Here is a 12,840-nt window from a genome sequence, read left to right as displayed (position 1 = left end):
CAACCCGCGTCGCGCATCCATATAAATCAATGATTAAGAACGCGGCGCAGGAAGTCCTGCGTACGCGGATGCTGTGGCGCGCCGAGCACTTCCTTTGCCTTGCCCTGTTCCACGATGACGCCGCCATCAAGGAAAAGTACCCGATCAGCCACGTCGCGGGCGAAGCCCATTTCGTGCGTTACGACCAACATGGTGAGCCCCTCGTCAGCAAGGCTGCGCATGACATCGAGCACATCGCCCACCAGTTCAGGATCGAGCGCTGACGTCGGCTCATCGAACAGGATCGCCTGCGGGCGCATTGCTAAGGCACGGGCAATCGCAACACGCTGCATCTGACCGCCGGAAAGCTGGCCCGGGTAATGGTCGGCCCGGTCTCCTAGACCTACGCGCTGAAGCAGGTGTTGGCCGTATTTACGAGCTTCACTTGGGTTTTCGCCTTTGACGTAAACCGGTCCTTCAACGACATTTTCGAGGGCCGTGCGATGTGGAAACAGGTTGAACCGCTGGAAAACCATCGCCATCCGCGTGCGGAGATCGCGGATCGATCGATCCTGCGCGTCAACCCGCTGACCTTCGATCAAAATGTCGCCACCCTGATAGGTTTCGAGCCCGTTCAGGCAGCGCAGCATCGTCGACTTTCCCGACCCAGAAGGGCCAATCAGACAAACGACTTCACCCTTCTGCACGTCAGCGCTGATGCCTTTGAGGACCTGAAGCGGACCATAGGATTTTGTGACGTTCTTTATTTCAATCATCGCCATGATCAATGTCCGTTTCTTTTACCAAAGAGCTTTTCAAGACGCCCGACAGCCATCATCAGCGGCAAGCTCAGGCAGAGATAGAACATGGCAACCAGCGTATAGACGCTCATATTCTTGAAGGTCGAAGCAGCGAGCAGCTGGCCTTGCAGGGTCAGTTCGGCAACCGTGATGGCAGACGCCTGCGAACTGTCCTTCAAGAGCATGACCATTATGTTGCCATAGGGCGGCAGGATCACTCGAACGGCTTGCGGCAGGATCACGCGGCGCATCGTCATGAACCAGCCCATACCGATGGATTGCGCGGCTTCTGTCTGCCCGTGATCGATGGCCTCGATGCCGGCACGGAAATTCTCTGCCTGGTAGGCCGAATAGGCAATTCCGAGGCCTATGATACCGGCCTGAAGAGCGGAAAGCGCAATGCCGAATTCCGGTAGAACGAAGTAGATATAGAAGAGCTGCACCAGGATAGGAATGCCACGGATCACATTGACGATAGCTCCGGCAACAGCCGACAGCCAGCCGATTCCCGACACCCGCATCAGCGCCCAGACAAGCCCCAGAAGGGTCGAAAGGACAAGTGAGCCCAGCGTCACGAGGAGTGTATATTTCACGCCTTCCAGCAAGATCGGGAAGAACTCGCGGATGTCCATAAGGAAGTTTTGCATTGACTTTAACTCTATTTATTTGGCGCGATCAAACGCGGATGAGGCGCTGCGGCCGGTAAGCCCCGTTTCGGGCGCAGGCCGAGAAGCACAAAGAGCTTCTGCTTGGACGCGCGTGGAGCACACCTGAATTGTGAGCATGGGGATCAATCCCCATGCTCACACCGGAATTATTTCAGTCCGTATTTGGCAAGAATTTTCTGAAGCGTGCCGTCCGACTTGATGCGGGCGATGGCTGCATTGATTTTGGGCATACGTTCGTCGCCTTTGCGGAGGGCCAGACCGAACTCGCCCCCGGCCGACGCTTCATAGCTCTCGACCATCTTCACCTTGGGGTAGCGGCCCTGCGAGAGGTAGTAGGCAGCCATTGGTCCATCCCCGAAGCCGGCATCGATGCGCCCGGCATTCACGTCAGCAATGATATCGGGAATGCCTTTGTAGACCTTGACATCACTGAACAGGCCGCTCTTCCTGAACAGATCAACGAAGGTGGTTCCCACCTGTACGCCGACGGTCTTACCCTTGAGATCCGCATAGGTCTTGTAGGCCGTATCATCGGAAACCGGCACGAAAACGCCTTCACCATAGCCATAGACCGGATCGGAAAAGTCCACGATTTTTGCGCGCTCTTCAGTGATGAACATTGCCGAAGCAATCATATCGATCTTGTTCGCGGTGAGCGACGGCACGAGCGCCGAAAACTGTACGGCCTCGAATTCCGCCTTGATACCGATATCGGGTTCGATGGCCTTGACCACATCGATCAACACGCCATCCATGGCCTTGGTTTCCGTGTTCACAAAGGTAAACGGCAAACCGGTGGGAGACGAACCTACTTTGACCGCTTCCTGAGCCAAGGCAGGCATTGCGCCCCACATGATGATCGCCGTAGCTGCCAAACCAAAAATTTTCTTGAGACGCATGGCATTCTCCTTCCTAAATGCAGCGATAAGTTTTCTATTCGAAACGCCGGTCGTGAAACCACGTTTGATAAAGTGAAATTTGTTGTGACCAGCGTTCACGGTGCAGCTTCTCAATTGCGTTCACCCTGGAAGCTGGCACTGTTTCTCAACGCCCGTTCATTGGATGCTGTTGCTTCCAACTTGCGATCCTTTCGTTCAAGGTCGGCAAAAACCAGCGGCATGAACCAGGCTTTTCCGCGCCAGGTCGGCACAAACTGCGGCGCGCGAAAATCGAAACTGCTTTCGCTGTTCGGCACCCCCAGTATTTTCTGCGCGACCTTGAAGCCGAGCCATGGTGCCCAGACAACACCGGAGCCACAGAATCCTGTTGCATAATGCACTGCCCCGCGCTGAAAAATTCGCGGAACCATGTCCCTGTTCATGGCTACATAGCCGAACCAGCTATGCGAAATACCGACACCTTCCAGTTGCGGAAAAACCTTGCACATTTCCGTATAGTTACGTTGCGTAGCGCTATCCGGATCGCCGCGGCTCGTAACATCCCGACCACCAAACAAGATGCGTCGCCCATCCGGCGACGGGCGGAAATAGTAGGTCATCGCCCGGGTGTCGGTGAGCATTTTCAATCCTGGCACCAACGCGCTTACACGTTCCTCGCCCAGATCCTCGGTTGCGATTATTCGGGAACGCAATGGCACCAGTCGCTGACGCAGCCAGCGGTCCGAATGATCGGTATATCCGTTCGTGCAAACAAGGGCATCGCGCGCCCGGGCACGACCGCGTGCGGTTACTACCGTTTTCCTATCAGCTCCTTGGTTGATGCCTTCCACGCGACATTCGCTGTGGATCAATACTCCCTCAGCAACGACCAGCCGTACCAGTTCTGCATGAAACTTTGCGGGATGCAGGCCACCAATATCCATACGAACACTGCCGCCCGCATAGAGGTCAGTCGCGATATGCCGGTGGACCTCGCTAAGAGGAACCGCGTAGGATTCGACACCGGTTGCTCGCTGGATAGCTTCAGCGCTTCGCGCCATGGCATCATATTCTGCGCGCGTCATCGCACCGCTGAATCGACCCACAAGCTTGAAATCCGCGTCAACGCCTTCATTGGCCAGAAAATCGATCATGAAGCGACGCGCTTCATGGCCTTCAGAAGCAATCTTTGCCGCCCGTTCCATACCGAATTTGCGGATCAGCGTCTTGTCATCGGGACGAATATTGCCACTGGTAAACCCGCCGTTACGACTGGAAGCACCAAAGCCAAGTTGTTCCCGCTCGAAAACCTGAACCTTGCGCCCGGCTCTCGCCAGATAAAGTGCAGCGCAAAGGCCCGCATAACCGGCGCCAACGATGGCCACATCGCAGTCCGGCTCGATGGCACGTTGTCCGACGCTTCGCGGCGGGGCGGCCTCCCACCAGTAGGGCGTATCCTTGTGAGCCATTTCTGACATGTCCCCTCCATGTTCTGGATGGATTTTGTTTTTAGTTTATTGAATGTATGACGATTATGAAGCAGAATACTAAAAACTAATCAACCCCGATTCATTCGAGTTCGTAGCGAGAGCCATTAAAAGATGCCAAAAGTGAACAAGGCAGAGATATCGCGGATCGCCCCTATCAGCGAACCCACACCGAACGATGCGGGGGATATCGGAGCACGTATCCGTACGCGCAGGCAGGCACTGGGCCTCACTCTTGGCTATCTGTCGGAAGTGTCAGGCCTATCGACAGGGGCGCTGTCCCAGATCGAACGCGGTCTGGTGTCGCCAACGGTTCGCACCCTTTATACTATTGCCGATGTGCTCTCCATGAGTCCGGCGCAGCTCATTGACCCGCAGGGGTTCGCAGCTGCAGCTCGCGCCAATCCCTACGTATTGCGGGCAAGCGAACAGCCCGAAGTGTTGAACGGTGGCGGTGTCATCAAGCACCGCGCTTCGCCAGAACTCATTGAAACCATGAAGTCCTTCGCGGTGCGGATCGTTCCGGGAGGGAGTTCCGGTGAGGAGTGCTATACCCATTCCGGCGAGGAGCTAGGGTATGTCATTTCGGGCAGTTTCACGTTGCAGATTGAAGATGCTCAATATCTGCTTTCAGCAGGTGACGGATTTGCCTTGCCTTCAACGACCCGCCACAGATTCTTCAATAATAGTGAAGCGGAAGCTTTCGTTCTCTGGGTGAACAAACCCGAGTGAAATCACCTGGCAGGCCAAAAAAAGCTGGAGAAAGATGAAAATGGCAAGCAGTCCTGAGAGCTTCTCGCGCTCGCTCTGGTGGAACGCGGCTGGCGAAGCAAAGCCGAACCATCCCAAACTGAACGGCGTACACGATGCGGACGTCGTTATTATCGGCGGCGGCTTTACGGGTCTTTCAAGCGCATTGTTCCTTGCCGAGCGTGGCAAGACGGTCGTGGTCCTTGAAGCGCGTCATGTCGGCTTCGGTGCATCTGGACGTAATGGCGGACAGGTGATCCCCGGCTTGAAGCACGATCCGGAAGATCTTATTGCGACCTATGGGCTCGAACATGGCAAGCGCATGATCGACCTTGTAGGGGGCGCAGCCGATCTTGTCTTTAGCCTTGTGCGCGAACACGCTATCCTATGCTCGCCCGTTCGCGCCGGATGGATTCAGGCCGCCCATTCTCAGCTTGCAACCGCTGCCGTTCACAAGCGTGCCCGACAATGGCAGGCGCAAGGCGTCGAAGTCGAGATATTGGACCGCGAACAGATTGCCAGACTTTCCGGCACGGAGCGCTATTTCGGTGGATGGCGTGATCCACGCGCCGGCGCCTTGCAACCGCTGGATTATGCCCGAGGGCTGGCGCGGGCCGCTTCGGCACGCGGCGTTCAGATTTTTGAAGATTCGTCCGTCACGTCTCTCACGCACGAAAACGGCGATTGGGTGGCACGGACGGCGCGTGGAGCAATTCGCGCGAGAGAGGCCCTCGTCGCAACCAACGCCTACACCGACAAACTCGTGCCGAATCTCGCCCAAAGCATTCTTCCTGTGCAAAGCATGCTGATCGCGACAGAGCCCCTTTCAGAAAAGCAACGCGGGGAAATCATGCCGGGGGGTGTGGTACTTTCCGAAACGCGCAAGATTGCTTTTTATATGCGTCAATCAGTAGACGGGCGTTTTCTCATTGGCGGACGCGGCGCCGTGGGAATGAACGAAAAGAAGGCACTCATGGAAGCGCTGAAGGCCGGAATGGTTAGGCTGTTTCCGCAACTGGATGGCATTGGCATCGACTATCACTGGTCCGGTCATGTGGCGCTAACGATGGATGGCCTGCCTCATCTTCACAATCCCGCTCCAGGTTTGCACGCAATGCTTGGCTATAACGGCCGAGGCGTAGCGATGGCGACCGCTTTTGGCAAGATGTATGCCGAATACATCGCCGAAGGCCGCCCCATGGTTTATCCCACCACGCAGATACCGCGCCTTTCCTGGCACTCGATCCGCAAACCCGTCATGGATGTTGGCATCCGCTGGTATTGGGTCAAGGACAGTCTTGGATTCGCATCGAAATAAACCCTCTGCAGAAAGTACTGGACTTGTTGAAAAACGTAATCAATCTGGGAATTGCGCCCTCTTGCGCCGCGGATTTGGAAGCAGCTTTCCAAGCCCTCACTTTGAATGGACAGTCTACTGAACCCTTCGGCGTCGGACGCGCTGTTCTTTCAGGAGAAGGAAAGGGGACGAAAAGCCTGTTCCCCTCTATTGTAATGGTTCGTGAGGGCTCTTTATCGCTCGTGGACAGTAACGGTTTCGAAATCGTGCTGGCCAAGGGTGAGGCCGCGAGCCTACCCGCGTCCAGTTTTGCATGGAAGGCACAGGCGGCCGATTGCGTAATCCTCACGATTCATCAGGGGACCGCGCCAGTGTCGTTCACCAAACTCGACCTTGACCATCCCATGGTTCCCGGTGGCGCGCCCAATGCAGCGCTGCTTACCACGCCCGCTCCGACGACTCATCGTCACGAATTCCAGAGTGACGATCCACTTTCCTGGGGCATTTGGGCGACTACGCCTTACGCCCGCCATCCCATCAACTATTCCTTCTCTGAACTGATGATGCTGCGCAAGGGCGACGTTACCTTATCCAACCCAGACGAGGGGAGCGTGTCTTTTGCGGCAGGGGACATTTTCCTTATTCGCCCCGGCGCTATCGCCGCGTGGAGCAATCCTACGGATCTGCAGAAGTTTTGGATCATCCACGAGCCAGATTAGGTCACATACCCTTGTGCTCCACTGTATCCATCGATTTGAAGGCAGTGATAGCCCCCTTGTTCCGATGAAGTGCGTGATACCCTGTTGACGACCTGAGGATTTTGAACGTAAGCGCGATTTTCGATGCGGATTGACGGCTGTGGCACCGCTAGAGCCGCCTTGCATCGGAAGCGATATCCGGCTCCGTTAGGCGGCGGAGGTTTTCGAGAAGTTGATCGGTAGCAGGTCGCCGATGTCGGCATCGTCGTCTCGCTGCGGCACTCCGTGAGCACGTGCCGCAGCCAGATCAGAGTGTCCACAGGCGCGGCATGTCAGCATCAAACTATAGATCACTGCGCTGGCCCTGGCTCCGTCAGCAGTGTCGCTGAACAGCCATGATTTTCTTCTGGTCGCAAAACTCTGATGTCACATTCCAAAATATTGTTATCGATCGGCATCCTGCCGTCGCTGATGTAACGCGTCAGGCCATTGCCCATTCACTGATGGGCAATTCCGAACTCCTGCTGCTCGAGGAACCTTCGCTAGGTCTGGCGCCGATTATCATTCACCAGATTTTCGAGATCATGATCAAGCTCGCCGAGGCGGGTGTCTCCATTGTTCTGGTCGCACAGAATGTCGATCTGTCCCTCGAAATAGCCGATTATGTTTATGCGTTCGAACATGGCGAGATCCACGTCTCCGGCCCGGCTGACAAGTTGTCCGGCGATGCGCGCGTGCGTGAAATCTACTTGCCAGCTTAACTTGTTTATCAAACGGCAAAGGGGATTATTCAGTAAAGTAAATGATACCCCCTATAGCCACTGAAACCGGACACCAGCCTTCAATGGGACAATACGAATTTGGAGAAAGATCTCTTCTCAATTTAACCTCGATCTACATGATGACGTAGGTTATGAAATACTTTGTCCAACGACAACGTCCTTTGCCGTGAATGGAGCGCCGCTTGCCTCTGCCAATAGGCGATGTGTTGATTGCCAGTCGATACTGGATTCCATGTTTGGCATGGTCAATGCGCTTCGCTCCGTCAGACCTCGACCCCTTCATTTCGTTGGTCAAAGCTTGCAGTGACGGGCCATCATTTCGGCGAGGTGTTCCCGCCCCTCTTCATGCAACTTTTTGATCGCTGCACTCATATCTGCTGCCCGCTCATCCTGTCCCAGCTTGAACTTGACTTCCATCTTCTCAATAGGCATTTCGTAGCCGACAATATTGCGCAGACGCCGCTCCAGACCACCGGGGCCGAGTTCCTTCATCTGCCAGGGGTTGTCACGACCCTTCTCCATATGTTTGACGAGTTCGTGGAGATGCTTTGCAGTCGCTCCTTCCGATAAGATTTTGGGCGTGCCATGGATATGAGCAACCATGAAGCTCCAGGTCGGCGCGCTGTCCCTTTCCGGACAACCCGGATACCAAGACGATGACACATAATGACCAGCATCCATCAGGATTGCAATTGATGGCAGGCCACGTTTCAGAAACTCAACATGATCGTTGGATGCAGCAACATGCGAGACCAGCGTGCCGTTTTCGCCGCGTGTCCGATCCATTATGAAGACCGGGTGCGATATTGCAACACCATCCTCATGACTGGCTTACCACGAATGATGCCTTGAAGACCCATAGACCTCATAAGTCGAGCCACAGTGCAGCGGGCGACATCGAACCCCTCACGCTTCAATTGCCGCCAGACCTTGCGAACGCCATAAACGCAGAAGTTTTGCTCGAAGACACGACGTATCTCGATCTTCAGACTGATATCGTTGCGGGTGCGGACCGACAGCCGGTTGATGTCCAGGCGCTTGGCGACGTTCTCGTATTAGGTTGACGGGGCAATCGGCAATAATCTGCAGATCGGCTCGACCCCAAACACGCTACGGTATTCGTCAATGAATGAAATCATCGTTTGAAGGGGCGGTCGAGCTCCGCCTGGGCAAAATAAGCAGACGCTTTGCGCAATATCTCATTGGCCTGACGAAGCTCGCGATTCTCTCGCTCAAGAGCCTTCATCTTCTCGGCGACATCGCTCGGCAGGCCTGCTCGTTTACCAGTGTTGACCTCGGTCTTCTTCACCCACTCATGCAGGGTGGCTGGCGAACAACCAATCTTGGTAGCGATTGATGAAACGGCAGCCCACCGAGAAGGGTGCTCTGCTTCGTGATCCAGCACCATACGGATGGCACGTTCACGCACTTCAGGTGAAAACTTGTTCGTTGTTTTGCTCATAGTGGCCCCAATCTCTCAGAAGTTGGAGCCTCCGGCAAACCCGGTACGGTTCAGTTTAGATATCTGCGCCGTCAGGAGACCAATGAGGCGATACAAGGATTGGCCAAGAAGGGAATATCAATTCGGCAGATTGTCCGGCAAACCGGTCATAGTCGAAAACTGGTTCGCGATGTCCTGCGTGGTCAACGCCTCGATGTATTCCGAACGAAGCCGAGTTCGCTGGATAACTGGCTGCCATGGCTTAACAACCGTTGGGAAGAAGGGGCGCGAAACGCCTTGGCGCTGTGGCGCGAGATGAAAGCAAAAGGCTTCCCAGGACAGAGCGGTGTTGTCTCGCAATGGGCACAACGTCGACGTTTGGCTGAGAAGGCAGGCCAGAGCGGATTTGCGCGCACGCCATCGTCGCGGGTTATTGCTCGACTGATGACCGCCGCACGCGATGACCTGGCAAAATCCGAGGCTATCCTTGTCGCGGCAATCGAAGTGAACGTTCCGGAGTTGGTTGCTGCCCGCAAGGCCATTGGGGACTTTCAATCTATGATCCGTTCAAAGTCAGCGGCGAAACTTGAAGGCTGGCTTGAAACCGCCAGGGACAGTTTGATTGGGTCCTTTGTAGGCGGCGTTGAAAAGGACCTCGATGCAGTCCGAAATGCTATCGTCTCCCCTTGGTCGAACGGGCAAACAGAAGGCCAAATTACCCGCCTGAAACTGATCAAACGCCAGATGTACGGGCGCGCAAAAATCGACCTTCTGCAAGCACGGCTGATTGGTACATCATAGGGCTTCTACTTCAGCAAATCTGCGTCAGAGCCGAGAATTGACCCGCCTTTTAATTAATGTTCGGGTTTTTATTCACGGTCAAGTTTCGTGTATTCCTTTGCTCGTTTTGGTTCCTGAGCGGAACTGTTTTTGAACCTGAAGCTTTCATTTCCGGTTTCCAGTATGTGGCAGTGATGGGTGAGCCTGTCGAGCAATGCAGTCGTCATTTTGGCGTCTCCAAACACGCTTGCCCATTCACTGAAGCTGAGATTGGTGGTGATTATGACACTCGTGCGCTCGTAAAGTTTGCTGAGCAGGTGGAATAAAAGCGCGCCACCGGATGCACGAATGGTAGATATCCGAGCTCATCAAGAATGATGAGATCAGAATAAATGTAAGCGTGTAGGCGATCCCACGTAGCGCGTTTGTGCTTGGAAGCTCATTTTCTGCATGAATCATGCGGAGAGTCATATGAGCGACAAGGTGAATCAGGTTCGGACATTCGAAGTTTTGACGGCGACGCCGTCGCGACGTTCGCCGCGGCATTGGTCTGATGACGAGAAAGCGCGGCTCGTAGCGGAAGCGTTTTCGCCGGCAGGCACGGTGGCGGAGGTTGCGCGCGCCTATGAACTGGACGTGTCGCAACTTTATGCGTGGCGCAGGAAGGCGCTTTCCAGGGGGGCGATGGCGCCATTGACGGTGCGATTGGGCGGACGAACCATGATGGAAAGCGAGCCGGCGAAGTTCACGCGCTTTGAGGCGAGCGGCGGCGCGACGGTGGAGATCGTGATTGGCGATGTCGTCATGCGGGTACGCGGTGATATCGATCCGGACCAGTTGGCGGGCATTATCGGCGCGGTGCGCAAGGCATGATTGCTTCCGGCGTTGTGGTTTACGTGTCTTGCCAACCGGTCGACTTCCGCAAGGGAGCCGCATCGTTGATGGCGTTGGTGCGGGATGGCGGCCTCGACCCGTTCAATGGCGCGCTTTACGTCTTCCGGTCGAAACGGGCGGACTGTGTCCGCATTGTCTGGTGGGATGGCAGCGGGGTCTGCCTCTACTCGAAAACCCTGGAAGAGAGCAGCTTCTGCTGGCCGGGCATATCGGCGGCGCGGGTGCGTCTCGACCATTCACAACTGATGGCGCTTCTGGCCGGAATGGATTGGAAAAAGATCCGTCCAGCCAAGGTCCGGCGACCGTTGCTGACGGGCTGATACCTGCCTGCGGCAAGATGAATCATGATGGTGTAATGGTTGGGAAAATGGCCGCATTTGTGCTCTATTTCTCCCATGGTTTTGCCTGCTTCCGAATTACCAGATGACGTCAGTGCGCTGAAGGCGGACCTGCCAGCTGTTCCGGTTTCATAAAACCGGAACATAATCATTTCAAACTGGATCATAGCCGCAAGCAGCAAATTATCTGGCGCACAGGATCGTAGCTTTGGATATCGTAGCGTGCTATAGCGTGGTTGCGGGGGTGTGCAACCACCGATGCCGACATTCATTGCAAGTACCTGTTTAGAAACAAGATATCATGGCTCTTTGCCTTTCTCCTTTAGGATCAGCCGCTAGGTTGGTGAAATTTGGGAGGTATTCCAGCACCACGGACGGATAACGATTGGAGAAAAACCATCATAGTTACGAACATTGAGGCGAACTATGATGACAGAGTCTATCAATCTTCAAACGGAAGCAGACTACGAGGCCGCGTCGGCTGAGGCAACCGCTTCCAACGAAGTGATGAAGCGCGACTTCGGCGTTCAAGTCGTTCGCATATCACAAGGCCTTGAACTTTTATGTCAGGTGATTACTTTCGGTGGTACGGCGTGTGCTGCGTGCGCCCAGGGAATGCCCTGACTACGGAGACTGTTTTTAACCGTTTCTGACAGGGAGTTGCCCATGGCTGGCCGCATCCAGAATACTATCCGCAATTTTCTCGACAGCGAATCCGCAGGTGGCCTGCTTCTGATCGCCTCGGCCATCGCCGCCCTGATGGTGGCGAATTCCCCGGTCGCGGATTCCTATTTCCATGTACTGCATTTCCATCTGGGGCCCCTTTCTGTCCAGCACTGGGTCAACGACGCCATGATGGCGGTCTTCTTTCTGATGGTCGGCCTCGAGATCAAGCGTGAAATGGTTGACGGGCATCTTTCGTCATGGCCCCGCCGCATTCTGCCCGGTGCAGCCGCAATGGCCGGGATGGCCGTGCCGGCAGTCATCTATCTCGCCTTCAACCTGAACAGCGGCGCTTCTCACGGATGGGCCATTCCCGCCGCCACCGACATCGCGTTCGCGCTTGGCGTCATATCTCTGCTCGGCCCGCGGGTTCCAACCTCTCTCAAGGTCTTTCTCGCCGCTCTCGCCATTATCGACGACCTCGGTGCAGTGGTCATCATAGGCCTGTTCTACACCACTGGCGTCTCGGCAATTGATCTCGGACTGGCTGCCTTGGTCTTTGCGATTCTTCTCGTCCTTAATCTTACGGGTGTGAAGCGTCTCCTGCCCTATCTGATCCTTGGACTCCTCCTCTGGATCTTCACCTATCGCTCCGGCGTCCACGCAACGATTGCAGGTGTCCTGCTGGCGTTGACGGTGCCGATCAAACGAACACCCGCCGCACCCGAGGCCCATATTTCCGAAAGCCCGCTACACCTCCTCGAACATAGCCTGATCAAACCCGTATCTTTCGTTATCGTTCCGATTTTCGGTTTTGCCAATGCAGGCGTGAACTTTACAGGTCTGGGTATCGATGCAGTCTTTGCTCCGGTGACCATGGGTGTGGCAGCGGGGCTGGCACTTGGTAAGCTCATCGGGATTTTTGGCGCGGTTCTGATTCTTGTAAAGAGCGACATCGTCGATCTGCCTGCCGGTGCAAGCTGGCAGCAGATGTTGGGAACGACACTTCTTTGCGGTATCGGCTTCACGATGAGCCTGTTTATCTCGCTGCTCGCCTTCAACGACGTGCTCCTTCAGGATGAAGCAAAAATAGGAATTCTGATCGGCTCTCTGATCGCCGGCCTGGCTGGCTATATCGTGCTGAGACTATCGAAACGCGCTGACGGGCGTTTTATATCGTGAGGCGCGATTCCGGCAGATTTCCATGTGCCGGAACACCCGACCCTCCTTGCATACTATGTGCGACAGTTGATCCAAGGCAGATCGCGCTCTTCGCTGCTCGAACTGTCCCCAAGAATTATATAGTCAAACCCGCCTGGCGCGGGAGGAAATTATTCTTCCGTCTAACAACGTCCAAAAGCACTTGGGATTTTCTCCGGAATGCT

Annotated in this window: 13 protein-coding genes, 3 pseudogenes and 1 other annotated feature; of the genes and pseudogenes, 8 read left to right on the top strand and 8 right to left on the bottom strand. The window is 55.2% G+C overall.

Annotated features, from left to right (window positions below):
* Positions 1–26: 26 nt before the first annotated feature.
* The 4 genes from OINT_RS21345 to OINT_RS21330 all read right to left on the bottom strand — a co-directional run bounded on the left by OINT_RS21345 (position 27) and on the right by OINT_RS21330 (position 3,794).
* Positions 27–755 carry an amino acid ABC transporter ATP-binding protein gene (locus OINT_RS21345; RefSeq protein WP_006473184.1) on the bottom strand — a complete coding sequence of 243 codons (729 nt, stop codon included), beginning with the start codon at positions 753–755 and terminating at the stop codon, positions 27–29.
* 8 nt (positions 756–763) lie between these two features.
* Positions 764–1,426 carry an amino acid ABC transporter permease gene (locus OINT_RS21340; protein ID WP_006470016.1) on the bottom strand — a complete coding sequence of 221 codons (663 nt, stop codon included), beginning with the start codon at positions 1,424–1,426 and terminating at the stop codon, positions 764–766.
* Between the two features lie 167 nt (positions 1,427–1,593).
* Positions 1,594–2,346 carry an ABC transporter substrate-binding protein gene (locus OINT_RS21335; RefSeq protein WP_006473186.1) on the bottom strand — a complete coding sequence of 251 codons (753 nt, stop codon included), beginning with the start codon at positions 2,344–2,346 and terminating at the stop codon, positions 1,594–1,596.
* Between the two features lie 110 nt (positions 2,347–2,456).
* Positions 2,457–3,794, bottom strand: a complete 1,338-nt coding sequence (locus tag OINT_RS21330; RefSeq protein WP_006473187.1) for an NAD(P)/FAD-dependent oxidoreductase — start codon at positions 3,792–3,794, stop codon at positions 2,457–2,459.
* A gap of 132 nt (positions 3,795–3,926) precedes the next feature.
* Here OINT_RS21330 and OINT_RS21325 point away from each other — a divergent pair, with 132 nt between their 5' ends.
* Genes OINT_RS21325 through OINT_RS21315 form a run of 3 tightly spaced genes read left to right on the top strand, consistent with a single transcriptional unit; the run spans position 3,927 to position 6,578 of the window.
* Positions 3,927–4,544 (top strand): cupin domain-containing protein, encoded by a 618-nt coding sequence (locus OINT_RS21325; RefSeq protein WP_006470013.1) that lies wholly within the window; start codon positions 3,927–3,929, stop codon positions 4,542–4,544.
* A 40-nt stretch (positions 4,545–4,584) separates the two neighbouring features.
* Entirely contained in the window at positions 4,585–5,880 is a 1,296-nt protein-coding gene (locus tag OINT_RS21320; RefSeq protein WP_006473188.1) for an NAD(P)/FAD-dependent oxidoreductase, read from the top strand.
* A 23-nt stretch (positions 5,881–5,903) separates the two neighbouring features.
* Positions 5,904–6,578: a cupin domain-containing protein gene (locus OINT_RS21315; protein ID WP_006473189.1), complete on the top strand. Its 675-nt coding sequence runs from the start codon at positions 5,904–5,906 to the stop codon at positions 6,576–6,578.
* A 186-nt stretch (positions 6,579–6,764) separates the two neighbouring features.
* On the opposite strand, the pseudogene OINT_RS23970 reads toward OINT_RS21315, so the two are convergent.
* Positions 6,765–7,042 (bottom strand): annotated as a pseudogene (locus OINT_RS23970) (IS66 family transposase); the annotation flags it as partial.
* Between OINT_RS23970 and OINT_RS21310 the strand changes: the two are divergent.
* On the top strand, positions 6,998–7,318 hold the full coding sequence (locus tag OINT_RS21310; protein ID WP_235691721.1) for an ATP-binding cassette domain-containing protein: 321 nt from the start codon (positions 6,998–7,000) through the stop codon (positions 7,316–7,318). The pseudogene OINT_RS23970 and the gene OINT_RS21310 sit on opposite strands and share 45 nt — an antisense overlap.
* A 312-nt stretch (positions 7,319–7,630) precedes the next feature.
* Here OINT_RS21310 and OINT_RS21305 read toward each other — a convergent pair whose 3' ends face one another.
* Both OINT_RS21305 and OINT_RS23430 read right to left on the bottom strand, forming a co-directional pair.
* Entirely contained in the window at positions 7,631–8,125 is a 495-nt protein-coding gene (locus OINT_RS21305) for an FMN-binding negative transcriptional regulator (protein ID WP_006470008.1), read from the bottom strand.
* 26 nt (positions 8,126–8,151) lie between these two features.
* A pseudogene (locus OINT_RS23430) lies at positions 8,152–8,801 on the bottom strand (IS3 family transposase); the annotation flags it as partial.
* Positions 8,404–8,520: a sequence feature (AL1L pseudoknot), on the bottom strand. It overlaps the preceding pseudogene by 117 nt.
* A 99-nt stretch (positions 8,802–8,900) precedes the next feature.
* Between OINT_RS23430 and OINT_RS21290 the strand changes: the two are divergent.
* Positions 8,901–9,581 carry an ISL3 family transposase gene (locus OINT_RS21290; protein WP_006470005.1) on the top strand — a complete coding sequence of 227 codons (681 nt, stop codon included), beginning with the start codon at positions 8,901–8,903 and terminating at the stop codon, positions 9,579–9,581.
* 68 nt (positions 9,582–9,649) lie between these two features.
* On the opposite strand, the pseudogene OINT_RS23270 reads toward OINT_RS21290, so the two are convergent.
* A pseudogene (locus OINT_RS23270) lies at positions 9,650–9,954 on the bottom strand (ATP-binding protein); the annotation flags it as partial.
* Between the two features lie 77 nt (positions 9,955–10,031).
* Between OINT_RS23270 and OINT_RS21280 the strand changes: the two are divergent.
* The 3 genes from OINT_RS21280 to nhaA all read left to right on the top strand — a co-directional run bounded on the left by OINT_RS21280 (position 10,032) and on the right by nhaA (position 12,637).
* A complete protein-coding gene (locus OINT_RS21280) occupies positions 10,032–10,433 on the top strand; it encodes a transposase (protein ID WP_006473258.1) in 402 nt (133 codons plus the stop codon).
* Positions 10,430–10,774: an IS66 family insertion sequence element accessory protein TnpB gene (tnpB, locus tag OINT_RS21275; RefSeq protein ID WP_006470002.1), complete on the top strand. Its 345-nt coding sequence runs from the start codon at positions 10,430–10,432 to the stop codon at positions 10,772–10,774. Before OINT_RS21280 ends, tnpB begins: the two co-directional genes overlap by 4 nt.
* Before the next feature lie 684 nt (positions 10,775–11,458).
* Complete coding sequence (gene nhaA, locus OINT_RS21265; protein ID WP_039853465.1) at positions 11,459–12,637, top strand: Na+/H+ antiporter NhaA; 1,179 nt, start codon at positions 11,459–11,461, stop codon at positions 12,635–12,637.
* Positions 12,638–12,840 lie beyond the last annotated feature (203 nt).

The sequence above is a fragment of the Brucella intermedia LMG 3301 genome (assembly GCF_000182645.1).
GTDB classification, from domain to species: domain Bacteria; phylum Pseudomonadota; class Alphaproteobacteria; order Rhizobiales; family Rhizobiaceae; genus Brucella; species Brucella intermedia.
Note: the sequence above shows the minus strand (reverse complement) of the source record. Positions and strands in the feature narration are given on the sequence as shown.